Origin of the sequence: Mycobacterium sp. Root135, from assembly GCF_001426545.1 — a bacterium.
GTDB lineage: Bacteria > Actinomycetota > Actinomycetes > Mycobacteriales > Mycobacteriaceae > Mycobacterium.
Window position 1 is genome coordinate 527,992 of sequence record NZ_LMEZ01000006.1, and the last position, 22,997, is coordinate 550,988.

Below are 22,997 nucleotides of genomic sequence, written 5' to 3' on the forward strand. Positions count from 1 at the left end.
AAACCCGAAGGGACACAGACTCAATGAAGCTCGGCCTCTACAACGCCATCCTCCACGACCGACCACTGCCCGAAGCCATCGCGGCGATCGCCGACGTCGGCCTGACCGGCATCGAGATCAACACCGGAGGATTCCTGCCTCCGGTACACGTTCCGACCTTCCACGACATCCTGGTCAGCGACACCGCGCGCGACGACTACCTCGGCATCTTCGAGGGCACGGGGGTCTCCATCGCCGGGTTGAACTGCAACGGCAACCCGCTGCATCCCAACCCCGACATCGGCTCGAAGCACGCCGAGGACATCCGCCGTTCGATCCGCCTCGCCGAGCGGCTCGGCCAGCATCGCGTCGTCACCATGTCGGGCCTGCCCGGCGGTGAATCCTCGGCAACGCGCACCAACTGGATCGTAAACGCCTGGAACTCCGCCGCACTCGACGTCCTCGACTACCAGTGGGCGATCACCGCCGACTTCTGGCGCGAGACCGACAAGCTCGCCCGGGACAGCGACGTCAAGGTCGCCCTCGAACTGCACCCGCAGAACATCGTGTTCAACAGCGCGACGATGCATCAGCTCGTCGAACTCGCAGGCACCACCAACATCGGAGTGGAACTCGACGCGTCGCACCTGTTCTGGCAGCAGATGGACCCCGTGGCGGTCGTCCGTCACCTCGGCGAGCTGGTGGTCCACGCGGCCGCCAAGGACGTCCGGGTCAACCGTGAATACGCGGCACTGAACGGCGTGCTGGACAACAGCTTCCGTCGACTGTCACCCGAGGAGCCCCGTACCAATCTCGGCGGCGACGAGTGGGCCAACGAGTGGCCCAAGGAGTCCGCATGGGACTTCGTCGCGCTCGGCAAGGGTCACGACACCGCGTACTGGACCGAGTTCCTGCGCGCCCTGCACGAGGTCGACCCGGACATGCTGGTCAACATCGAGCACGAGGACACCGAGTTGGGTCGCATCGAAGGAATCGCCGTGGCGGCGGAGGTACTCAAGGCGGCCGACGCGGCCCTGCAGCAGTGAACGTGCCGGGCCAGCCCGGCGCTAGCGCGCGACAGGCCTGATGTCACGCGTCAGGGTCACACCGCGCGGTGGAGCTCCTCACGACCAGATCGGGTTTGTGCCGGGCGTCCAGCGGGGGCCCATGCTCGAGCCGCATCCGAGCCAGGGCCGCCGCACCGGCGTCCTGCCCGAGCCGACGCGCATGCTGGTCGACCGACGTCAGATCGATCCCGTGCAGCCGGGCGACCCGCGAATTGTCGTAGCCGACCAGCGACAGGTCCCTCGGGATGGACAGGCCAAGGGAGTGTGCCGCCTCGCGGACACCCAGCGCCATCTCGTCGTTGTGCGCGAAGACAGCCGTCGGGCGGTCGGCCACACTCAAGATGCCACGGGCGGTGCGCTCGGCGGCGTCCTGCGAGTAGCCAGGTGCAACAACGGTTTGCGGGATCATGCCGGCGTTCACCATGGCCGCTTCATAGGCACGGCGACGCAGTTGATGACCCTCGTACTCGACACCGGTGACATGCGCGATACGCCGGTGCCCGAGATCGAGCAGATAGTTCGTCGCCGCCGTCGCGCCAACCTCGTCGTCGGCGTAGACGCTGTCGACTCCCGCCACCCTTCGCGCAACGCTGACCACGGGGACGGACTGGGCGATCGCGCGCACCTCGACGTCGGGCAGCATCAGCGTCGCGGCGATGATCACTCCGACACGCGCTTCGATGAGGGAACTCATGGCCTGCTGGTCGGTGGGTTCGTCGGCGTCCGAGACCGTCAGCACCACGCGATTTCCCTTGCGTTCCAAGGAATCTCGTACCCCTCGGTACACGTCGGCGTACACCTCGTTGCGGAAGTCCAGCAGGTAGAGGCCAATCGTGGAGCGAGTCTTCGTGGCGAGGTCGGCGGCGATGACGTTGTGCCGATACCCCATCCGTCGGGCCGTTTCAAGGATCGTGCGTCGCGACTCCCGGCTGACCCCAGGCGCACCCCGGAAGGCCAGCGACACGAGGGCTCGGGATACGCCTACTTCTTCGGCGACGTCGCCCTGAGTCACCGGGCGGTGTTTGCTCCCCGGTCTGGATTCCCGCACGACCGTCATGGTCCCACAGCCAACGCCGCCCGGGCGTTAAACACTTCCTTGTGCATATGACTTTACAAATGACTATCGCGCGCTAGTCTTGAACGATGTGACGGCCATCACCGTCGCCACCGAGCGCCAACGAGCCCCTGCGGGCCGAGCAACAAGGAGCCCCCAAATGACCGCACACGCTGAATCGGCGGCGGAAGCCGAGCTACCGCCCCTGACCAACGGGCCTCACCGAAGTCGGATCGGCGTGATCTCGGTCGTCGCCTGCCTGGGCGGCCTGCTGTTCGGCTACGACACCGGCGTGGCCAACGGCGCCGAGGGGCCGATGGCGCGGGAACTCGGACTGTCGCTACTCCAGCTGGGCGTCGTCATCAGCGCCCTGCTGTTCGCCGCGGCGATCGGTGCCCTGGTCGGCGGGATCATCTCCGACGCCATCGGGCGCCGCAAGACGATCCTCATCCTGGCGGTGCTGTTCTTCGTCGGAGTCCTGCTGGTGGTCTTCTCGCCGGCCGGGCCCGAGTCCGGGACGTTCTCCGCGGGAGGCTTCGCCACTCTGGTGGCCGGCCGCGTCGTGCTCGGTCTCGCAGTTGGTGGAGCGTCGACGGTGGTCCCGGTCTTCCTCGCGGAGCTGGCACCGTATGAGATCCGAGGCTCGATCACCGGACGCAACGAGTTGGCCATCGTCGTCGGCCAGCTGTCCGCCTTCGTCGTGAACGCAATCCTCGGCACGACCCTCGGCCACGTGGACGGCGTCTGGCGAATCATGTTCGCGGTGTGCGCACTCCCTGCCGTCGCGCTGTTCATCGGCATGCTGCGGATGCCGGAGTCGCCCCGCTGGCTGGTCGAGAAGGGCCGCAACGACGAAGCGCTCGCGGTGCTGAAGACCGTTCGCTCGGAGGACCGAGCAATGGCGGAGATCGCTCAGGTGGAACTCATCGCCAATCAGGAGAAGGAGAGCCACCAGATCGGGATCCGCGCGATCATGGGCAGTAAGTGGTTGCGGCGCATCATCTTCGTCGGCATCGGTGTGTGCATCATGCAGCAGCTCACCGGCATCAACTCGATCATGTACTACGGCACCAGGGTGCTGGAGGAATCGGGCATGGGCGAGCAAGAGGCCGTCCTCGCCAACATCGCGTTCGGCGTTGTCGCCGTGATCGGTGGCATCATCGCGCTGCGCAACATGGACCGGATCGACCGCCGCAAGACCTTCATGATCGGCCTCACGTTGACCACGACCTTCCATTGCCTGGTGGGTATTGCGTCGATGCTGCTTCCGGCGGGGAACCCCGCGCGGCCGTATGTGATCCTCGTCCTCGTGGTCGGCTTCGTGCTGTCGATGCAGACGTTCCTCAACGTCGCCGTGTGGGTCTGGCTGGCAGAGGTCTTCCCCTTGCACATGCGCGGCCTCGGCATCGGCATGGCGGTCTTCTTCTGCTGGGTCACCAACGGATTCCTCGGGCTGTACTTCCCGACCTTGGTCGCGAGCATCGGCATCACCGGCTCGTTCTTCCTGTTCGCCGGGATCGGAGTCGTCGCGTTGCTGTTCGTGTACACCCAGGTGCCCGAGACCCGCGGCCGCTCGCTGGAGGCGCTCGAAGAGGACGTGTCGACCGGTCAGATCTATGTCGGCCTGCGCTGAGCCGGAGGACCTGAGCCGGTTCCTCGCCGGGATCGAGCTGTTCAGTGCGCTCGACCCGGCGCAGCTGGCCGCCATCGCCGCGGCGGCGACCGTACGTCATTTCGCCGCAGGCGATCTGGTGGTCGACGCGTTCACCGCGCCGCCAACGGAGATCTACGTGGTGCTCACCGGCGAGGTCGACCTGTGGCACGACCAGGATCAGGTGACGAAGGCCGGTGACGACCGGTTCGTCGCGGGTGACGTCTTCGGGTTCTCGGCGATGCTGACCGAACGCCCCATCGGCCCCCGGGTGGTGGCCACCACGTCGGCCGGCATCGCAGTTCTGCCGGGCAACCTGGTCGAGCCGGCGTTCTACTCGCGCAGCGGGGCTCGCTTCCTGGCCGACTACATCTCGCGGACCCGACGCCGTGCGACATCGGCGCCGATGTTCAGCACGGTCGAAGACCTCATCGCGACCACGCCGTTGGTCGTCGCCCCGGAGACGCCGGTCTCCGTCGTCGCACGAAAAATGGCGGAACGTGAGATGCACTGCGCCGTAGTCGAATCGGGCGACGGTACGTTCGGCATCGTCACCGATGCGGTGCTGGGCCGCCGTGTCGTCGGTGACGGAATCTCCGGGGACACCCCCGCGCGCGAGGTCATGGTGTATCCGGCCACGACGGTGGAGCTCACCGGGTCGTCGGTGGAAGCGCTGATCACGCTGCTCGACACCCGAGCCGAGTATCTGCCGGTCGTGGATCGCGCCGACAAGCTACGCGGCGTACTCGGTGCGCGTGACTTCGTCCTGGCGCCGACGACAGCCGGATTCGGGATGCTCGAACAGATCCGCCGGGCCCGCGACCGCACCGAGCTGGTCGAGCGGGCCCGACGGGCACCGGCGGTGCTCAGTGACATCCTCGACCGTGGGCTGGCCGTCGACCGCATCATCCGGGTCTACTCCGCGATCGTCGACGCGATCGTCCGCCGGTCGATCGGACTGGTCTTCACCGACCACCCCGACCTCTCCCTCGACCAGTTCACCTGGCTCTTCCTGGGCAGCCACGGCCGGCGCGAGGCGATGCCGGGCTCGGATCTCGACGTCGCCATCGCCTTCGACGACGACGTGTCCCCCGAGGCGATGCTGCTGTACCGCCGCGCGTTCGACGACGTCAACGAACTGCTCACCGCGGCCGGACTCGGCGTCGACGTCAACGGTGCCAACGCCACCAACAAGGCGTTCTCCCGGACCAACGGTGAATGGCGAGCGGCGGCGACGCGCTGGCTGACCGCGCCCGGGGAGCATTCCCGCGCTGCCATGGCGGTCCATCGGACGGGCCTCGCCGTGATCGCCTCCCTCCTGGTGGACGCCAGGCCCATCCACGGCACTCCCGGCCTGCCCGAGGTGGCGCGAGTCTTCACCGACTTCCGGCAGCACCCGGCCGCGATGGATCTGCTTCTGTCGGAGTCGATCTCACACCGCGCCAAGGAACGCGAGCGCACACTTCGCGACGTGTTCACCGGGAAGGGCGACACCTTCGACGTCAAGACCCACGGGCTCCTACCGGTGGTGAGCATCGCGCGGTGGGCGGCGCTCGGCGTCGGCTCCACCGAACTGCAGACCGTGAAACGACTCCGCGACGCAGCCGGTTCGGCAATCCTGCCCAGCGCGGAGGCCGGCCGCCTGATCGAGGTGTTCGAGATCCTGCAGCGAATGCGCCTGCGCCATCACCTCAACCGGCTGCACGAGGGCAAGACACCCAGCGACCTGATCGACCGCGACGAGCTGTCGCCGATCGAACGCAGCATGATCGGCCAGGCCGTGCGGGAGATCAACGGCATTGCGCGTCGAATGGACCGCGTCGCAGTTCGACCGTCAGCCCTGCGGCCCTCGACCCTCCCCCGGCCGATCCGCCGGAAGGCAACCTGACCCCAATGCGGATCGCCGTCATCGGTGACGTCGGTGGACATGCCACACCGCTGCGTCACGAGCTCGCCCGCCTCGGCGCGCGTCCCGACGGATCGCTACCCGACGATCTGATCGTGGTGCAGGTCGGTGATCTGATCCACCGGGGGCCCGACTCCGCTCAGGTCGTCGACCTCGTCGACCACTACCTGCGCACCCAGCCCAACCAGTGGATTCAGCTCGTCGGCAACCACGAAGCGCACTACCTCCAGCCGCCGGTCTTTGCCTGGTCGGAAACGTTGAGTCGCAAACATATTCGCACTATCAAACGGTGGTGGCAGGACGGTTCCGCAGTCGTCGCCGCCGCGGTCGAAGCCTCCTACGAGTCGATCCTCATCACCCACGCCGGCATCACCGCGGAGTTCTGGGCCAGCACCCTCGGCGGTCCACCCACCGCCGCAGAGGCGGCCCGCCGAATCAACCACCTCGCGAAAACCGACGCCGACACGGTGTTCCGGGCCGGTGTGATGCTGCACGGAACAACGGCCTCGGACGCCGGGCCGCTGTGGGCGGACACCATGACCGAACTGCTTCCCGGCTGGGCAGACACACAGATGCCGTTCAGTCAGATTCACGGACACGCCGGCCTCACCGCCTGGCGCGGTGACGACGCCACCGCTCCGACGGCCGGCGTCGAAGCCCTCGTCATCATCGACGCCGACGCCAAACACGAATCCGTCCACCTTGCGGGCGGCCGGCTCATCGGCGTCGACCCCGACCACCGCGATACCCCGACAACCCCTTGGCGCGCCTTCGAATTGACCGGCACCGTCACGGCGCGTTGAGCCGCAATGCCGGTCGTACCTCAGTCGAACTGTCCGACTTGGTAATCGCCTCCGGGACGACCGAAGATCACGTTCAGTCGGTTGAACGCGTTGATGACGACGATCTGCGACACGAGCGCGGCGAGTTCGTCTTCGGTGAAGTGCAGCAGCGCATCCGCCCACGCGTCGTCCGACACGCCCGTGCCGTCGGCGATGCGGGTGCCCTGCTCCGTCAGTTCCAGGGCTGCCCGCTCCGGATCCGTGAAGACCGTGGCCTCTCGCCACGCCGCAACAAGATGGAGGCGTTGCGGGTCTTCGCCAGCCGCCGTCGCATCCTTGGTGTGCATGTCGACGCAGAAGGCACAGCCGTTGATCTGGCTAGCTCGGATCTTCACCAGTTCGTTGACGGTCGACGGTAGAGCCGACGCGGCGATCGCCCTGGTGGCCGCGATGAGGGCCTTGGAGACCTTCAGGGTCACGGTGTTCTCCATGTAGTCATGCCAGGTCGTCATCGCAAGATCTCCGTCGGTTGGGTGCCTCACCCCATCGTCGCCGTCGTCGACTCGCATGGCGCCCTTGAAAGTCCGTAGTCGTCGTGCGGCACTCTTGCCCGCAGACGACGAAACCCCGCCTGCAGCGCGGGTTCACGCGGCAGGCGGGGCTCTGGGACAGGCGTTACTTCCGACCCAGCTCGTGGGTCAGCGCCTCCAACTCGTCGCCACCGGCCATCTCCTGGGTGAGGTGGTCCAGGGTGATGTCCTCATAGGCACAGTCGAGCTTTTGGCGCCCGCGGTTGAGCAACACGAAGTGGTCGCCCACCATGTGTGCGTGGTGAGGGTTGTGCGTGATGAAGACGACTCCGAAGCCAGCCTCCTTGGCCGCGGTGATGTACTTCAGGACGACCCCGGACTGCTTGACGCCCAGTGCCGCGGTGGGCTCGTCGAGGATCAGCACGCGGGCCCCGAAGAACACCGCACGCGCGATGGCGACGCACTGGCGCTGACCGCCGGACAACGAACCGATCGGCGCGTCGACGTCGGGCAGTTCGATGCCCATCTTCGACAGCTCCGTCAGCGTGGTCGCCCGCATCGCGTTGGCGTCCAACGAGAATGGGAACGACTTCTTGCGGATTTCCTGACCGAGGAAGAAGTTGCGCCACACCGGCATGAGCGGGACGACGGCCAGGTTCTGATACACCGTGGCGATGCCCTTGGCCAACGCGTCAGCGGGCGAACCGAACTTGACCGACTCCCCGTCGACGATCAAGTCGCCTTCGGTCTGCTGATGCAGACCTGAGATGATCTTGATCAGCGTAGACTTCCCTGCGCCGTTGTCGCCCAGGATTCCGGTCACCTCACCGGCGTGCACGCGCAGGCAGATGTCCTTGAGCGCGGTGATGTTGCCGTAGGACTTGCCGACGTTCTTCAGTTCGACCAGCGGTACCTTGCCGCCGGAAGGTGCGTCGTGGCTTGGCTTCTCGACTGTGGTGGTCATCAGCTCACTTCTTCGCTGCGTAGTTACGGAAGGCGTTGTTGGCGATCACCGCGAACAGCAGCATCGCGCCAAGGAAGAACTTGAACCAGTCCGGGTCCCACCCGGCGTAGACGATGCCCTGGTTCGTCATCCCGAAGATGAACGCACCGATGGCCGCGCCGATCGCCGTGCCGTAGCCACCGGTCAGCAGACAGCCGCCGATGACCGCGGCGATGATGTAGAAGAACTCGTTGCCGATACCTTGGCCGGACTGCACGGTGTTGAACGCGAACAGCAGGTGCATGCCCACGAACCAAGCGCAGAACCCGACGAACATGAACAGCCCGATCTTGACCTTGGTGACCGGAACACCCACGGCTCGAGCGCTATCCGCGTCCCCGCCCACGGCGAAGATCCAGTTTCCGATCTTGGTCTTGAACAGCACCCACGTCGCCACCGCGGTGAAGACGAGCCACCACACCACCGTGACGCGGATTCCCACCCCGAACACGTCGAACGACGAGGCGAAGACCTTCTGCGCCGAGGCGAAGCCGGACATGTCGCCGACACTCTGGGTGGCCACCTGACCGGCGACCAACTTGGTCACCGCGAGGTTGATGCCGGCCAGCATGAAGAACGAACTGAGCGTGATGAGGAAGCTGGGGATCTTGGTCTTCATCACCAGAAAGCCGTTGAGGAAGCCGACGGCCAGTGCGAGCACCAGAGCCAGCGCCGCTCCAACCCAAAGATTCAGGTGCAGGTTGAAGGCCAGCATCGACGCGGCAAGCGAACTGAACGTCACCGCCACGCCGGCCGAGAGGTCGAACTCCCCCCCGATCATCAGGACCGCGACGCCGCACGCCATGATGCCGATGGTCGAACTGGCGTACAAAACAGTAGCCAGGGACGCGGCCTCGCGGAACGGTGGTGCGACGACGAGGAAGAACACGAAGATGCCGACGGCGCCGATACCCGCACCCATCTCGGGGCGGATCAGGAACCGTTGCAATCGATTTCGCTCTTTGACGCGCTCGTCGCGAACCACCTTGTGGTCGGCGACGTCGAGACCTTCTTGCGTAGTCATGTGCGCTCCCGCTCCTAGCGAGTTCCGGCCTTGGCCAGCTCGGCGATGGCGTCGATGTTGCCCTGGTCGATGAAGGACGGTCCTGTCAACGTCGGCGCGCCGCCGCCGATGAGGTTCTTGTTGTTCTTGAACAGCCACAGCGAGTCGATGGCGAGGTAGCCCTGCAGGTACGGCTGCTGGTCGACTGCCCACTGCACCTGGCCGCCCTTGATGGCGTCGACCAGTGCCGCATTGGTGTCGAACGTGGTGATCTTCGCCGTGCTACCGGCGTTGGTCACGCTCTGCACGGCGGTCAGCGCAATGGGCGCGCCAAGGGCCATGACATGGTCGATGGACGGATCCTGCTGCAGCTTCGCGGTGATGGTCGCTTCCACCGACGGCATGTCCTTGCTGTTGACGTTCAGAATCTCGCTCTGCCCCTTGAAGCCTTCCTTGACTCCGGCACAACGCGATTCGAGCGCCACCTGGCCCTGCTCCTGGATGACGCAGATGATGTTCTTGGCCCCGTCAGCGGTGAGTTTCTCGCCCGCCGCGATGCCCGCCAGCTTCTCGTCCTGGCCGAAGTACTCCTGGACGCCCATCGCCTTGAAGTTGTCGAAACCGGAGTTGAATGCCACGACCGGGATGCCCTTGGCTATCGCCGCCTTCACCGCGGGGGCCATCGCGTCGGGCTTGGCGAGTGTGACGGCGATGCCGTCCACGCCGCTGTCGATCGCGCTCTGAACAAGGTTGGCCTGGTTGGGCGCCTCGGGATCGTTGGAGTACCGGAGTTCGATGTTGTCCTTCTTCGCGGCCGCCTCGGCGCCCTTGCGAATGAGATCCCAGAACGAGTCGCCGGGCACCTCGTGGGTAATCATCGCGACGGTCATGCGCGGGGTGTCGACGCTACCGCCCCCACCCGAGCCGTCGCCCGACCCCGCGGGCTTGCCGCCCGTGCTCGAACACGACACGAGCCCCAGGGCGATTACCCCGGCTCCAGCGGCGGCTGCCAGCCGAACAAACTTCATCGTCTCTCCTGTCTGCGGGTGCCGTGGGACACGGCCTTGAGACGATGTAATACGGGTCACAGCCGAAAGTCAAGACTTTGTTCGGACATTAGGACTGCAGGTCATACGGCCTCAGGCACGTCAAAGTTAGCCAGCTGGCCCATGGGCCGGCCGGCATGCAAACCGGTTAACGGTCGACGAGCGTGGTCTCGAAGTAGTACCGCGACGCGCGGTAGCAGTGGTCGCCGTATTCCACGGCTTTGCCTGAGTCGTCAAATGCCGTCCGGCTCATGGACAGCAGTGGGGCACCGGGCTTCTCGGTCAACAGCTTGGCCTCGGTCCGCGTCGCGGGTCGGGCACCGATGCGCTGTCTGGCCAGCCGAATGTGCACACCGCGGGCGCGCAACGCCTGATATAGGCCGCTGCGTTCCAGTTCGTCGGCCTCAGGGGCCAATTCGATCGGCAGGTAGTTGACCATCACCGCGAGGGGCTCACCGTTTGCGCGCCGAAGCCGCTGGATGGTCACGATCTCGTGGCCGCTGGCGAGACTGAGCTGCGTCGCGACCTCGTCTTCGGCCTGGCCGACCTGGTAGTCGAGCAGTTCGGTGGTCGGTTCCTGGCCCGCTCGGGCGAGGTCGTCGTAGAGGCTGGTCAGCTCGACGCGACGGTGCACCGGATTCTGTACCACCTGGGTGCCGACGCCGCGCTTGCGCACCAGCAGGCCCTTGTCGACGATCTCTTGGATGGCGCGACGGGTCGTCGGCCGCGACAGCGTGAGGCGCTTGGCGAGGTCGAGCTCGTTCTCGAAGCGGTCGCCCGGCACCAGGTGGCCGTCCCGGATGGCCGCCTCGATCGCCTGCGCCAGTTGGTAATACAACGGAACAGGGCTCGAACGGTCGAGCTCCACCTCGAGCGGCACGTCGACTCCAATCTCGGATGACCAGGCAAGACTGGGCTCAGAGTAACACCGGCATGATCGCAAGTCCGAATGTCAGGACAAACTCTTGACAGACCCGAGTGACGGAGGGCACAGTCTTGGGCAAGCCCTTACACCAACCGACCAGGGAGCCGACTTGTCCACCTCAGAGCCGTTCGACGTGCTGGCCATCGGCCGCTGCGGCGTCGACGTCTACCCACTGCAGATCGGTGTCGGCCTCGAAGAGGTCGAGTCGTTCGGCAAGTTCCTCGGCGGCAGTGCTGCCAACGTGACGGTCGCCGCGGCCCGACTCGGCAACCGTGCGGCGTTGATCTCCGGCGTCGGCGACGACCCGTTCGGACGGTACGTCCGCGCCGAACTGAACCGGCTCGGGGTCGACAACCGCTACGTCGCAACGCATGACGCGTTTCCGACGCCGGTAACCTTCTGCGAGATCTTTCCGCCGGACGACTTCCCGCTGTACTTCTACCGCAAGCCCAGCGCACCCGATCTGCAAGTCACCCCCGGTGAGATCGACGCCGACGCCGTCCGATCCGCGCGGCTGTACTGGTCGACGGTCACGGGGTTGTCCGAAGAGCCGAGCCGCAGCGCGCACTTCGCGGCATGGGAACATCGGGGCAGGGCGCCACTGACGGTCCTGGACCTCGACTACCGACCCATGTTCTGGGAGAACGCCGCCGCGGCGACCGAGCAGGTGCAGCGAGCACTGCAGCACGTGACCGTCGCCGTCGGCAACCGCGAGGAATGTGAGATCGCCGTCGGCGAAACCAACCCGCACAAGGCGGCCGACGCGCTACTCGACCTCGGCGTCGAATTGGCGATCGTCAAGCAGGGCCCCCGAGGCGTGCTCGGCAAGACCAAGCACTCGTCGGTCACCGTGCCGCCCAACGAGGTCGACGTGGTCAACGGCCTTGGCGCCGGAGACAGCTTCGGCGGCAGCCTCATTCACGGTCTGCTACACGGCTGGCCGCTGGAGAAGACCCTTCGCTACGCGAACGCCGCAGGGGCCATCGTGGCCTCGCGGCTCGAGTGCTCGACCGCCATGCCCACCGCCGCCGAGGTCGCAGAGTTGGCCGAGAAGACCGCCGAGGATGCCGTCAATGTCTAGTGCTGAAATCTCCCACGTCGCTCCGGCTTGTTCTGACTACGCCGCCGTCACCGATCTGCGCGCCGCCGACCCGGGCGCCGTCGCCCGCGCCTGGGACACCAGGACCACGCGCCCGACCATCCGTGGTGACGGTCGGCTGATGATCGTCGCCGCCGACCACCCCGCCCGCGGCGCGCTGGCCGTTGGCAACCGCCCCACCGCGATGAACAGCCGCACCGATCTCCTGGACCGGTTGCGCGCCGCGCTCGCCGAGCCCGGAGTCGACGGCGTCCTCGCGACCTCGGACATCCTCGACGACCTCCTGCTCCTCGGTGCCCTCGAGGACAAGGTGGTGTTCTCGTCGTTCAACCGCGGTGGCCTGGCCGGCGCGGCGTTCGAACTCGACGACCGGATGACCGGCGCCACCGCCGAGTCGACCGCAGCCGCGAAGATGAACGGCGGAAAGATGTTGTGCCGCATCGCCCTCGACGATCCCGGCACCGTCGCAACGATGACGGCGTGTGCGCAGGCCGTCGACGAGCTCGCCGCGCGTGGCCTCATCGCCATGCTCGAGCCGTTCATGTCCAGCCGCGTCAACGGCAAGGTCCACAACGACCTGAGCCCCGACGCCGTCATCAAGTCCGTGCACATCGGCCAGGGCCTCGGCTCCACGTCGGCATACACGTGGATGAAGCTGCCCGTGGTTCCCGAGATGGACCGCGTGATGGAGTCGACCACGATGCCGACGTTGCTGCTCGGCGGTGATCCCGCCGATCCCGACGAGGCGTTCGCGTCCTGGGAGAAGGCCCTCGGCCTGCCGTCGGTGCGCGGGCTCATCGTCGGCCGCACCCTGCTTTACCCCCCCGACGACGACGTGAGTTCCGCGGTGGCGACCGCCGTTTCGATGGTGAGGTAACCATGCACAGCAAGCTCTACATCCCGGCCCGCACCGCCGAACTGCCCTACACGGTCGACGTCACTCCGAAATCCGCGGGCTGGACCGAATCCTCCCTGCAGGTAATCGAACTGGACGACACCCAATCCGCCGAGCTCCACACCGGCGGCACCGAGGTGATGATCCTGCCGCTGGCCGGCGGCGGCAGCGTCGAGTGCGACGGCGTGACGTTCGAACTAGCGCAACGCAACTCAGTCTTCGACGGACCGTCCGACATGGTCTACCTCGGCATCGACCAGGAGTATCGGATCACCGGCGAGGGCCGGTTCGCCATCTGCGGCGCCCGCGCGAAGCGGTCGTTTCCCAACCGCCGTGTCGCGGCTGCCGACGTCTCCGTCGAGTTGCGTGGCGCGGGCAACTGCAGCAGGCAGGTCCACAACTTCGGCACCGCGGGCGTGTTCGAGGCCGACTCCTTGATCGCCTGCGAGGTCATCACCCCCGGCGGCAACTGGTCGAGCTACCCCGCCCACAAGCACGACCAGAACACGCCGACCGAATCCGAGCTCGAGGAGATCTACTACTTCGAGATCGCCCCCGGCCCGGACGGCTCAAGGGGTTTCGGCTACCACCGCGTCTACGGCACGCCGGACCGGCCGATCGAGGTGCTCGAAGAGGTCCGCACCGGTGACGTGGTCTTGGTGCCGCACGGCTATCACGGCCCGTCGGTCGCTGCCCCCGGCTACCACATGTACTACCTGAACGTGATGGCAGGACCGGGTGCCGAACGCGCCTGGAAGATCGTCGACGACCCCGAACACGCATGGCTCCGCGGCACTTGGGACGACCAGAGTATCGACCCCCGCCTACCCCTGCACGCCCCGAAGGGAGCATGACCATGGTCTCCACCGCACCCAAGCGAGCCGAGAAGATCGCCGACGGCGAGCCCACCGTACGACTCACCGTCGCGCAGGCCACCATTCGGTTCCTCGGCAACCAGTACGTCGAACACGACGGCATCCGCTCCAAGTTCTTCGCCGGAGCCTTCGGCATCTTCGGACACGGCAACGTCGCCGGCCTCGGCCAGGCGCTCCTGCAGGATGAGATCACGGCGATCGAGACGGACTCCGAGCCGCACCTGCGCTACGTGCTGGCCCGCAACGAGCAGGCCATGGTGCACAGCGCCGTCGCCTATGCGCGGCAGAAGGACAGGCTGCAGACCTGGGCCATCACCGCCAGCGTCGGACCCGGCTCGACCAACATGCTGACTGGCGCCGCCCTGGCGACCATCAACCGGTTGCCCGTCCTCCTGCTGCCCGCCGACACCTTCGCCACCAGGGCGAGTTCGCCTGTGCTGCAGGAACTCGAGCTGCCGTCCTCCGGCGACATCACCGTCAACGACGCGTTCAAGCCGCTGTCCCGGTACTTCGACCGGGTGTGGCGGCCAGAGCAGTTGCCCGCCGCGCTTCTCGGCGCGATGCGGGTGCTCACCGACCCCGTCGAGACGGGCGCGGCCACGGTGGCAATCCCCCAGGACGTGCAAGCCGAGGCCCACGACTGGCCGGAATCGCTGTTCGCCGAACGCACGTGGCATGTGGCGCGGCCGCTCCCAGAACGATCGGTGATCGCGCGGGCGGCCGATGTGATCCGCGCGGCGAAGAAGCCGCTCATCGTCGCCGGCGGTGGCGTCATCTACTCCGACGCGTCCGACGCCCTCGCCGCGTTCTGCGAGAAGACGGGCATTCCCGTCGGTCAGAGCCAAGCGGGCAAGGGGGCACTTCCCTACGACCACCCCCAGTCGGTCGGCGCCATCGGCTCCACCGGCACCACCGCGGCCAACGCCCTGGCCACCGAGGCCGACGTCGTCATCGGAATCGGCACCCGCTACAGCGATTTCACCAGCGCCTCGCGGACCGCGTTCAACAACCCCGACGTGAAGTTCGTCAACGTCAACGTCGCGTCGATCGACTCCGTCAAGCAGGGTGGCGTCAGCGTCGTCTCCGACGCCCGCGAGGCCGTCGAGGCGCTCGGCGTCGCACTGGGCGACTACTCGGTGAGCGACGAGTACCGCACGCGCACAGCCGATCTCGCGAAGGAATGGGATGACACCGTCTCCGCGGTGTACAAGCTCGACGACGACGTGGCGCTGAACCAGAACCAGGTGATCGGCCTGGTCAACACGCTGTCCGATGCCCGGGACGTCGTGGTCTGCGCCGCCGGTTCGATGCCCGGCGATCTGCACAAGCTGTGGCGCACCAGGGATCGCAAGGGGTACCACGTCGAATACGGCTATTCCTGCATGGGTTACGAGATCGCCGGCGGCATCGGCGCCAAGATGGCCGAGCCGGACCGCGACGTGTTCGTCATGGTCGGCGACGGCTCGTACCTGATGATGGCCACCGAACTGGTCACCGCGGTGCAGGAGAACGTCAAGGTCATCGTCGTGCTGGTGCAGAACCACGGCTTCGCCTCCATCGGCGGACTTTCCGAGGCACTGGGCTCTCAGCGGTTCGGCACGGCGTATCGCTACCGCAGCGGCGACGGCCGTCTCGACGGCGACAAGCTGCCCGTTGACCTGGCCGCCAACGCCGCCAGTCTCGGCGCCGACGTGATCCGCGTGGTGACCGCAGCCGAGTTCACCGACGCCGTCAAGGTGGCCAAGGCCAGCGACCGCACGACGGTGATCCACGTCGAGACCGACCCGCTGGTCTTCGCCCCGGACAGCGAATCGTGGTGGGACGTGCCGGTATCGGAGACGTCCACGCTCGAATCGACTCAAAACGCCTACCAGACGTACGCCGACTGGAAGAAGATCCAGCGGCCATTCGTCCGACCGTCTGAAAGCTGAGGGGCCCACCATGAAGATTGCACTCGACCCCACCCCGTTCCACCACGACTACGAGTTGCTCGAATTCCCGCGCGTAGCGGCCGAATTGGGCTTCGAACACCTGCAGCTCACCCCGCATCGGGACTTCATCCCGTTCTACAACCACCCGCGGGCCGACGACGATCTGGTCGCCAAGTTCCGCAAGGCGTGCGAGCACGCGAACGTCGGCATCGCCTCGGTTCTCCCCGTGCTGCGCTGGTCGGGTCCTGACGAGGACGCGCGGGAAGCGGCCGTTCGCAACTGGAAGCGCGTCATCCAGATCACCGTCGACCTCGGCGTCAACGTGATCAACACCGAATTCTCCGGCCGGCCGGAACGCGCCGAGGAATCCGAGCGGGCGTTCTTCCGGTCCATGGAGGAACTGATGCCGATCTTCGAGCGCGAAGGCATCGACGTCCGCATCGATCCGCACCCGGACGACTTCGTCGAGGACGGCTTCGAGGCGGTGCGCATCATCCGGGGCGTCAACTCCCCCAACCTGGGCATGGTGTACGTGGCGTGCCACACATACCACATGGGCGGCAACATGATTGACATCATGCGGGCCGCCGGCGACAAGCTGCGACTGGTCCACGTCGCCGACACCATGGATCACCACCGCAGCCATGGGCTGCGGTACATCACCAACCCCCCTGGCAACGCCGCCCGGGTGCACCAGCACCTCAAGATCGGAGACGGTGACGTCGACTGGGACGAGTTCTTCTCCGGGCTCGCCGAGATCGGGTTCTACGACCGACCCGACACCGTGATGGTGTCGTCGGTGTTCGCCGAGGACGAGAACGCCCACGAGGTGTCGCGCTACCAGCTCACCACCATGACCGACTACGTCGCCAAGTACACGAAGTGAGAACAGACATGACCACCATCACCCACTGGCTGAACAACGAAGCATTCCCCGGCACCAGCACCAACACCGCACCCGTCACCAACCCCGCGACCGGCGAGGTCACCGGCGAGGTTGCCCTCGGCAGCGTCGACGACGCCCGCGCGGTGATCGACGCCGCCGCAGCGGCCTTCCCCGCCTGGCGCGACACGTCCCTCGCCAAGCGCACGCAAATCCTCTTCGCATTCAGGGAACTGCTCAACGCCCGCAAGGGTGAGTTGGCAGAGATCATCACCAGCGAGCACGGCAAGGTCGTCTCCGACGCCCTCGGCGAGGTCAGCCGCGGCCAGGAAGTCGTCGAATTCGCCTGCGGCATTCCTCATTTGCTCAAGGGCGGCTTCACCGAGAACGCGTCGACCAAGGTCGACGTCTACTCGATCCGCCAGCCCGTCGGCCCGGTCGGCATCATCTCACCGTTCAACTTCCCGGCCATGGTGCCGATGTGGTTCTTCCCCATCGCCATCGCCGCGGGCAACACCGTGATCCTCAAGCCCTCGGAGAAGGACCCCACCGCGTCGCTGTGGATGGCCGAGCTCTGGAAGGAAGCCGGCCTGCCCGCCGGTGTCTTCAACGTGCTTCAGGGCGACAAGACCGTCGTCGACGAACTGCTGACCAACAAGGCCGTCAAGTCGATCAGCTTCGTCGGTTCCACCCCGATCGCGCAGTACGTCTACGCCACCGGCACCGCCGCAGGCAAGCGCGTGCAGGCCCTCGGCGGGGCGAAGAACCACGCGGTGATCCTGCCCGACGCCGACCTGGACCTGGCGGCGGACTCGATGGTCAACGCCGGTTTCGGCTCGGCCGGTGAACGCTGCATGGCCATCTCCGCGTGCGTCGCGGTCGGCCCGATCGCCGACGACCTGGTGGCCAAGATCGCCGAGCGCACCACCCCGTTGAAGATCGGCGACGGCACCAAGAACTCCGACATGGGCCCACTGGTCACCAAGGCCCACCGCGACAAGGTGGCGTCCTACATCGACGCCGGCGAGGCCGACGGCGCCAAGATCGTCGTCGACGGCCGCAACGTCACCGCCGACGGCGGGCAGGACGGCTTCTGGCTCGGCCCGACGTTGATCGACCACGTCACCCCCGAGATGAGCGTCTACACCGACGAGATCTTCGGCCCCGTGCTGTCGGTCATCCGCGTCGAAACCTACGACGAGGCACTGGAACTCATCAACGCCAATCCCTATGGCAACGGCACCGCCATCTTCACCAACGACGGCGGCGCCGCGCGACGGTTCCAGAACGAGGTCGAGGTCGGAATGATCGGCATCAACGTGCCCATCCCGGTGCCCATGGCGTACTTCAGCTTTGGCGGCTGGAAGGCCTCACTGTTCGGTGACAGCCACGCCCACGGCACCGAGGGCGTGCACTTCTTCACCCGCGGCAAGGCGATCACCAGCCGGTGGCTGGACCCGAGCCATGGCGGCATCGAGCTCGGCTTCCCCCAGAACGCGTAGCCCACGCACCGACCCACTCTCCGTCGCGTGTGCGGTGAGATCGCCGAAACGGGCGACGACGCGATCTCACCGCACACTCGGCGGGCGCTCTTGGAGGATTCGTGACCACACCACGCCTGGTGGCGACCGCGTGGACCAGCGCCGGCGACACCTCGCCGATGCGCACCCCCGCCACCAGCCCCGTGCCCATCGCCGAACGCGTCAGGGCGATCGCCGACGCGGGGTTCTGCGGGTTCGGGCTGATCACCGACGACCTCGTCGCCATCCGTGACGCCATCGGCTTCGACGCGCTGAAGGGCCTGATCGCCGACGCGGGCCTGACCCACGTCGAGATCGAACTGCTCGAACGCTGGTGGATCCCGCGCGGCGCGGCGGGGCACACCTACGACGTCCGCGACCTGCTGTTCGAGGCGGCGGACGTCCTGCGTCCGGTGATGATCAAGATCGGCTCGGAGAACGGGCCTGCGACGACGGACCCACTCGCCCTTGCGGCACCCCTGCGGGAACTTGCCGAGCAAGCGGCGGACCACGGGACCAAGGTCGCCATCGAGACGATGCCCTTCTCGGCGATCGCGACGGTGCCGATGGGTGCCGAGATCGTCTCGGCGGCAGGTCATCCCGCGGCCGGGCTGCTCGTCGACGCCTGGCACGTCTTCCGGGCCGACACGTCCCTGGCCGAGCTCCGCGCCGCGCTGGGACCCGAGATGATCTTCGGCGTCGAACTCGACGACGCGGCACCCGATGTCGTCGGCACTCTGTTCGACGACACCGTCGACCACCGCGTGCTGTGCGGCGACGGGTCCTTCGACCTCGTCGGGCTGGTGGCAACGTTGCGCGATCTGGGGTTCGACGGGCCGTGGGGTGTGGAAATCCTGTCGACGTCGTTTCGGGCGCTGCCGGTGGACCAGGCACTGCGACTCGCGGCGGACTCGGCGCTGACCGTCTTGTAGTTCGGCGACAATGGGCGGTATGCCATTCGCCGAACTGCACCTGCACCTCGAGGGCACCCTCGAACCGGAGACCATCCTGCGCCTCGCCGAGCGCAACCGGATCGAGCTGCCCTACGCCGACGTCGACGAGCTCTCGGCGCAGTACGACTTCGCTGATTTGCAGTCGTTCCTGAATCTGTACTACGCCAACATGGCCACGCTGCAGACCGCGTCGGACTTCGCCGAGATGACCAACGCGTACCTCGCCAGGGCCGCCCGCGCCGGTGTCCGGCACGCCGAGGTGTTCCTCGACCCCCAGGCTCACCTGAGCCGTGGGATCGCCCTTGAGGAGGTGATGGACGGCGTCTCGACGGCGCTCGAATCCTCCCTCGCCACCCACGGCGTCAGCAGCGGTCTGATCATCGCGATGCTGCGCGACCACAGCGCCCAGTCGGCGATGGACGTCCTGGAAGCCGTTGTCGCACTTGGCAAGCCGATCCTCGGAATCGGACTGGACTCCGCCGAGGTGGGACATCCGCCGTCGAAGTTCGTCGACGTCTTCGCCAGGGCACGCGCCGAGGGTCTGCACCTGGTGGCGCACGCCGGCGAGGAAGGTCCGCCCGCCTACATCTGGGAGGCGTTGGACCTGCTGGGCGTCGAGCGCGTCGACCACGGCATCCGCTGCCTCGAGGACGACGCCCTCGTCGAGCGGTTGGTCACCGAACAGACCCCGTTGACGGTGTGCCCGCTGTCCAACGTGCGGCTGCGCGTCGTCGACGACATCGCCGACCACCCGCTGCCCGCCATGCTCCAGAGGGGACTCAACGTGTCGGTCAACTCCGACGACCCCGCCTACTTCGGTGGCTATCTGGACGACAACGTGACGGCCGTCCGCGACGCGCTCGGACTCGACGAGGCGGCGCTGACGACGCTGGCGCGCAACTCCGTCGCGGCCTCGTTCGCCGACGCCCCCCGCAAGGCCGAGTTGCTCGCGGAGATCGGGGCCAGCTAGCAGGTGGTTCCGGCGGCCGGCAGGGTGAGGTCGACGAGGTACTTGGTGGCGGCGTCGTCCACGCACGACTCGCCTTCGAAGACCACGGTGTGTTGGGTGCCCTCGTAGGTCAACAGCCCACCGTGCAGTTCCTTGGCCAGGTCGACCCCGGCCTGATACGGGGTGGCCGGGTCGTGGGTCGTGGACACGACGAGCACCGGCGGCAGACCGGGGGCGGCCGCCGCGTGCGGGGCGCTCGTCGACGGCACCGGCCAAAACGCGCAGTTGTCCATCGGCGCGTGGCCGGTGAACGGCCCAAAGGTCATGAACGGCGCGACCTTTCGCGTCTGCCGATCCTCCTCGACGAACTTGGCACGGTCGGTCACGGGCGGCCGGTCGACGCACGTGATCGCGATCTGCGCGTCGCCGATGTTGGCGTAGTGACCCTGCTCGTCGCGTTGGGAGTAGTCGTCGGCGAGCTCCAGCAGGGTGTCGCCGTGACCCTTGGTGAGCTCGGTCAAGCCGTCGGTGAGGTGTTTCCACAGGGTTGGCGAATACATCGCATCCATGGTGCCCGTGATCGCGTCGCCGTAACTCAGCCCACGAGGATCCTGGGTCGGTGCGGCCTTGGCCACCAGAGGGTCGACCAGGTGGTGGTAGACGTCGACCGCCTTGGCCGGATCGGTACCGAGCGGGCACCTGGCGTTCTTGGCGCAGTCCTTGGCGAAGTCGTCGAACGCCTTCTGAAATCCGGCGAATTGGTCGACGTCGGATTGCATCGGGTCGGCGTTCGGGTCGACGGCGCCGTCGAGGATCATCGCCCGCACCTTGTCCGGATACGCCTCGGCGTAGGCCGAGCCGATCAGGGTTCCGTAGGAATAGCCGATGTAGGTCAGCTTGTCGTCGCCGAGCGCCGCCCGCAGCGCGTCGAGATCCTTGACGACACTGGCGGTTCCGACGTTGGCGAGGAAGTCCTTGCCCATCCGGTCGACGCAGCGCTGCACGAACTTCTTCTCGGTGTCCTCGATGTGGGCGACGCCCGCGGGGCTGTAGTCGACCTGCGGGTCTGCCCGAGCGGCGTCGGCCTCGGCGTCGGAGTTGCAGCGCACCGCCGGCGTGGACGAGCCAATCCCCCGCGGATCGAACCCGACCAGGTCGAAGCGCTGCCGGATCTCGGCGGGCAATGCGTCCACCGTGCCGATCGCCGCGTCGACCCCGGACCCGCCGGGACCACCGGGGTTGATCACCAGCGACCCGATCTTCTGCCCGGTCGCGGGAAAGCGAATCAACGCCAACGTGGCGTTGCCGGCGTCCGGCTTGGCGTAATCGACCGGCACGGTGAGCTTTCCGCACTGCGCACCGTCCGGCAATTCGGCGTCCTCGCCTCCACCCGCGACCTGACACGGCCCCCATTGCACGGTCTCGCCCGTCCGCTCGGCAGAGGCCTCCGGCTTGCCGCCGACGGTCCCGCCGCAGCCGGCCGTCGCCGCACCGACCGTGACGACCGCGGCCAACACGAACAGCGACCGACCCACGCCGCGATCTTGAATCCAGCTCATCGGCAACATGCTGCCATGACAACCAGGGAACACCGCCAAGCCAGGAAGCCTCTCGCAGACCGTGTTGTCGTCACCGCGCCGGGGTATCAGCGGGTAGACCCGGACACCGACGTGAGGAAGCAATGGACCAGAAATGCGAAGGCAGCGGTCGCGAACTACCCGATGGACCGCCACCCGACGAGGCATTGGCGTGCCCCGTCTGTGGACGAGAGGTCAAGGTGGAGGAGATCGACAGTGGGCAGCGATTCGCCATCGAGGGTCATCAGAAGGTGGTCGACGTCTCGACCTGACTCGATTGAGGTGGCGCCGTGGAGCGCCGGATGCTCAGCGCGGGCTGGTGTAGGTAGACGCGCTGCGCGTCGTGTGGTCGCTCGAGGCGTTGCAGCAGGAACTTGGCGGCCTGCACGCCGACGGCGAAGTTGCCGTTGTCGACCGACGTCAACGACAGGTGCCTGATCCGCGCCAGGTACGTGTCGTCGTAGCCCACCAGCGAAAGATCACGTGGCACCGCCAGATCCCGATCGGCCGCCGCCGACAGCGCGCCAACGCAGCTGACGTCGTTGAAGGCGAAGATCGCCGTCGGACGCTTCGGCCGGTCGAGCAACCGCGAGGCTGCGGCGTATCCGCCTTCCTCGGTCATGCCCGAGACCTCGACGAGCGCGTCGTCGGTGCGACCCGCCCCTGCCATGGTGTCGAGGAAACCCTTGCGCCGCAGTAATCCGACGATCCCCGGACCCGCGAGGTGGCCGATGCGGCGGTGCCCCAGATCGAGCAAGTGCTGGGTGGCCAACCGAGCTCCTACGACGTCGTCGTCGGCGGCGATGTCGACCGTCGGCAGGTTCGGCTCGTGGGTTCCGGCGACGACCACGGGGACGATCGCAGCGGCGCGCTCGATCGTGTCGCCCAGGTCGGTGGTACCGACGACGACGAGGCCGTCGACCCGTTGGGAGAGAAGCGTTTCGACGGTGTCGCGGCCGACGCGTCGGTCGAGGTGGCTGTCGGCCAGCACCGGTGCCATCCCTACCGCGTCGAGCGTGGTGGTGAGCCCTTCCAGCAGGGAGACGAACCAGGGGTTGCGCAGGTCGTTGAGCATCACGCCGACGGTTGCGCTGCGCGACTCGGACAGCCCCCTGGCGATGGCGTTGGGGCGGTAGCCCAGATCGGACATCGCGGTCAGGACGGTGTCGCGTCGGGCCGCGCTGACATTCGCTTCTCCGCGCAGCACCCTGGACACCAAGGACTTCGACACCCCGGCACGGGCTGCGACGTCTCGGATCGTCGCGGGGCGGTCACGCCCGTCCGGTGGACTCATGGCTGTCAGCATATTGATCCTTCGTCACCTGACCCGTACGGTACTGGGACCGGTCCCATTCTGTCCACAAAGAAT

Annotated in this window: 20 protein-coding genes; 12 read left to right on the forward strand and 8 right to left on the reverse strand. The window is 66.8% G+C overall.

The features are described from left to right. Positions 1 to 23 precede the first annotated feature (23 nt). Positions 24 to 1,025, forward strand: a complete 1,002-nt coding sequence (locus ASD37_RS19225; protein WP_056554756.1) for a sugar phosphate isomerase/epimerase — start codon at positions 24 to 26, stop codon at positions 1,023 to 1,025. 43 nt (positions 1,026 to 1,068) lie between these two features. Here ASD37_RS19225 and ASD37_RS19230 read toward each other — a convergent pair whose 3' ends face one another. Further along, a complete protein-coding gene (locus tag ASD37_RS19230; protein ID WP_235568468.1) occupies positions 1,069 to 1,935 on the reverse strand; it encodes a substrate-binding domain-containing protein in 867 nt (288 codons plus the stop codon). A 325-nt stretch (positions 1,936 to 2,260) separates the two neighbouring features. Here ASD37_RS19230 and ASD37_RS19235 point away from each other — a divergent pair, with 325 nt between their 5' ends. The 3 genes from ASD37_RS19235 to ASD37_RS19245 are packed head-to-tail and all read left to right on the forward strand — an operon-like array spanning position 2,261 to position 6,460. Beyond that, positions 2,261 to 3,733, forward strand: a complete 1,473-nt coding sequence (locus tag ASD37_RS19235) for a sugar porter family MFS transporter (RefSeq protein WP_056554763.1) — start codon at positions 2,261 to 2,263, stop codon at positions 3,731 to 3,733. Beyond that, positions 3,717 to 5,639: a putative nucleotidyltransferase substrate binding domain-containing protein gene (locus ASD37_RS19240; protein ID WP_082570260.1), complete on the forward strand. Its 1,923-nt coding sequence runs from the start codon at positions 3,717 to 3,719 to the stop codon at positions 5,637 to 5,639. Before ASD37_RS19235 ends, ASD37_RS19240 begins: the two co-directional genes overlap by 17 nt. Before the next feature lie 5 nt (positions 5,640 to 5,644). Then, positions 5,645 to 6,460, forward strand: a complete 816-nt coding sequence (locus tag ASD37_RS19245; protein WP_056554765.1) for a metallophosphoesterase — start codon at positions 5,645 to 5,647, stop codon at positions 6,458 to 6,460. Between the two features lie 20 nt (positions 6,461 to 6,480). On the opposite strand, the gene ASD37_RS19250 is transcribed toward ASD37_RS19245, so the two are convergent. The 5 genes from ASD37_RS19250 to ASD37_RS19270 all read right to left on the reverse strand — a co-directional run bounded on the left by ASD37_RS19250 (position 6,481) and on the right by ASD37_RS19270 (position 10,901). Beyond that, on the reverse strand, positions 6,481 to 6,951 hold the full coding sequence (locus tag ASD37_RS19250; protein WP_056555502.1) for a carboxymuconolactone decarboxylase family protein: 471 nt from the start codon (positions 6,949 to 6,951) through the stop codon (positions 6,481 to 6,483). A gap of 163 nt (positions 6,952 to 7,114) precedes the next feature. Continuing rightward, positions 7,115 to 7,933: an ATP-binding cassette domain-containing protein gene (locus ASD37_RS19255; protein ID WP_056554767.1), complete on the reverse strand. Its 819-nt coding sequence runs from the start codon at positions 7,931 to 7,933 to the stop codon at positions 7,115 to 7,117. A gap of 4 nt (positions 7,934 to 7,937) precedes the next feature. Further along, on the reverse strand, positions 7,938 to 8,996 hold the full coding sequence (locus tag ASD37_RS19260) for an ABC transporter permease (RefSeq protein ID WP_056554770.1): 1,059 nt from the start codon (positions 8,994 to 8,996) through the stop codon (positions 7,938 to 7,940). Between the two features lie 14 nt (positions 8,997 to 9,010). Beyond that, entirely contained in the window at positions 9,011 to 10,003 is a 993-nt protein-coding gene (locus tag ASD37_RS19265; protein WP_056554773.1) for a substrate-binding domain-containing protein, read from the reverse strand. 166 nt (positions 10,004 to 10,169) lie between these two features. After that, a complete protein-coding gene (locus tag ASD37_RS19270) occupies positions 10,170 to 10,901 on the reverse strand; it encodes a GntR family transcriptional regulator (protein WP_056554776.1) in 732 nt (243 codons plus the stop codon). Between the two features lie 154 nt (positions 10,902 to 11,055). Between ASD37_RS19270 and iolC the strand changes: the two genes are divergently transcribed. From iolC to ASD37_RS19310, 8 genes are all read left to right on the forward strand, one after another. After that, positions 11,056 to 12,027: a 5-dehydro-2-deoxygluconokinase gene (gene iolC, locus ASD37_RS19275; protein ID WP_056554778.1), complete on the forward strand. Its 972-nt coding sequence runs from the start codon at positions 11,056 to 11,058 to the stop codon at positions 12,025 to 12,027. Further along, positions 12,020 to 12,922, forward strand: a complete 903-nt coding sequence (locus ASD37_RS19280; RefSeq protein ID WP_156720969.1) for an aldolase — start codon at positions 12,020 to 12,022, stop codon at positions 12,920 to 12,922. Before iolC ends, ASD37_RS19280 begins: the two co-directional genes overlap by 8 nt. A 2-nt stretch (positions 12,923 to 12,924) precedes the next feature. Then, a complete protein-coding gene (iolB, locus tag ASD37_RS19285; protein ID WP_056554781.1) occupies positions 12,925 to 13,794 on the forward strand; it encodes a 5-deoxy-glucuronate isomerase in 870 nt (289 codons plus the stop codon). Between the two features lie 2 nt (positions 13,795 to 13,796). Next, positions 13,797 to 15,746 (forward strand): 3D-(3,5/4)-trihydroxycyclohexane-1,2-dione acylhydrolase (decyclizing), encoded by a 1,950-nt coding sequence (gene iolD / locus ASD37_RS19290; RefSeq protein ID WP_056555510.1) that lies wholly within the window; start codon positions 13,797 to 13,799, stop codon positions 15,744 to 15,746. A gap of 10 nt (positions 15,747 to 15,756) precedes the next feature. Next, the gene (locus tag ASD37_RS19295) at positions 15,757 to 16,632 is read left to right on the forward strand and encodes a sugar phosphate isomerase/epimerase family protein (protein WP_056554784.1); all 876 of its coding nucleotides are present in this window, start codon (positions 15,757 to 15,759) and stop codon (positions 16,630 to 16,632) included. An 8-nt stretch (positions 16,633 to 16,640) separates the two neighbouring features. Further along, entirely contained in the window at positions 16,641 to 18,131 is a 1,491-nt protein-coding gene (locus ASD37_RS19300; RefSeq protein WP_056554785.1) for a CoA-acylating methylmalonate-semialdehyde dehydrogenase, read from the forward strand. A gap of 101 nt (positions 18,132 to 18,232) precedes the next feature. Continuing rightward, positions 18,233 to 19,081, forward strand: a complete 849-nt coding sequence (locus tag ASD37_RS19305) for a sugar phosphate isomerase/epimerase (protein WP_056554788.1) — start codon at positions 18,233 to 18,235, stop codon at positions 19,079 to 19,081. Between the two features lie 10 nt (positions 19,082 to 19,091). Beyond that, entirely contained in the window at positions 19,092 to 20,072 is a 981-nt protein-coding gene (locus tag ASD37_RS19310) for an adenosine deaminase (RefSeq protein WP_056554791.1), read from the forward strand. Here ASD37_RS19310 and ASD37_RS19315 read toward each other — a convergent pair. Further along, a complete protein-coding gene (locus ASD37_RS19315) occupies positions 20,069 to 21,610 on the reverse strand; it encodes an alpha/beta hydrolase (RefSeq protein WP_056555513.1) in 1,542 nt (513 codons plus the stop codon). The genes ASD37_RS19310 and ASD37_RS19315 overlap by 4 nt on opposite strands. A 262-nt stretch (positions 21,611 to 21,872) precedes the next feature. After that, the gene (locus tag ASD37_RS19320; RefSeq protein WP_156720970.1) at positions 21,873 to 22,922 is read right to left on the reverse strand and encodes a LacI family DNA-binding transcriptional regulator; all 1,050 of its coding nucleotides are present in this window, start codon (positions 22,920 to 22,922) and stop codon (positions 21,873 to 21,875) included. Positions 22,923 to 22,997: the final 75 nt, after the last annotated feature.

What these genes read in the sequence shown, in the direction of transcription:
- ASD37_RS19235 (WP_056554763.1), top strand. Translation starts at nt 2,261, where the DNA reads ATGACCGCACACGCTGAATCGGCGGCGGAAGCCGAGCTACCGCCCCTG.
- ASD37_RS19315 (WP_056555513.1), bottom strand. Translation starts at nt 21,610, where the DNA reads ATGAGCTGGATTCAAGATCGCGGCGTGGGTCGGTCGCTGTTCGTGTTG.
- ASD37_RS19250 (WP_056555502.1), bottom strand. Translation starts at nt 6,951, where the DNA reads ATGACGACCTGGCATGACTACATGGAGAACACCGTGACCCTGAAGGTC.
- ASD37_RS19320 (WP_156720970.1), bottom strand. Translation starts at nt 22,922, where the DNA reads ATGAGTCCACCGGACGGGCGTGACCGCCCCGCGACGATCCGAGACGTC.
- ASD37_RS19310 (WP_056554791.1), top strand. Translation starts at nt 19,092, where the DNA reads ATGGGCGGTATGCCATTCGCCGAACTGCACCTGCACCTCGAGGGCACC.
- ASD37_RS19300 (WP_056554785.1), top strand. Translation starts at nt 16,641, where the DNA reads ATGACCACCATCACCCACTGGCTGAACAACGAAGCATTCCCCGGCACC.
- ASD37_RS19280 (WP_156720969.1), top strand. Translation starts at nt 12,020, where the DNA reads ATGTCTAGTGCTGAAATCTCCCACGTCGCTCCGGCTTGTTCTGACTAC.
- ASD37_RS19245 (WP_056554765.1), top strand. Translation starts at nt 5,645, where the DNA reads ATGCGGATCGCCGTCATCGGTGACGTCGGTGGACATGCCACACCGCTG.
- ASD37_RS19265 (WP_056554773.1), bottom strand. Translation starts at nt 10,003, where the DNA reads ATGAAGTTTGTTCGGCTGGCAGCCGCCGCTGGAGCCGGGGTAATCGCC.
- ASD37_RS19295 (WP_056554784.1), top strand. Translation starts at nt 15,757, where the DNA reads ATGAAGATTGCACTCGACCCCACCCCGTTCCACCACGACTACGAGTTG.
- iolB (WP_056554781.1), top strand. Translation starts at nt 12,925, where the DNA reads ATGCACAGCAAGCTCTACATCCCGGCCCGCACCGCCGAACTGCCCTAC.
- ASD37_RS19255 (WP_056554767.1), bottom strand. Translation starts at nt 7,933, where the DNA reads ATGACCACCACAGTCGAGAAGCCAAGCCACGACGCACCTTCCGGCGGC.
- ASD37_RS19225 (WP_056554756.1), top strand. Translation starts at nt 24, where the DNA reads ATGAAGCTCGGCCTCTACAACGCCATCCTCCACGACCGACCACTGCCC.
- ASD37_RS19230 (WP_235568468.1), bottom strand. Translation starts at nt 1,935, where the DNA reads ATGGGGTATCGGCACAACGTCATCGCCGCCGACCTCGCCACGAAGACT.
- ASD37_RS19260 (WP_056554770.1), bottom strand. Translation starts at nt 8,996, where the DNA reads ATGACTACGCAAGAAGGTCTCGACGTCGCCGACCACAAGGTGGTTCGC.
- iolD (WP_056555510.1), top strand. Translation starts at nt 13,797, where the DNA reads ATGGTCTCCACCGCACCCAAGCGAGCCGAGAAGATCGCCGACGGCGAG.
- ASD37_RS19240 (WP_082570260.1), top strand. Translation starts at nt 3,717, where the DNA reads ATGTCGGCCTGCGCTGAGCCGGAGGACCTGAGCCGGTTCCTCGCCGGG.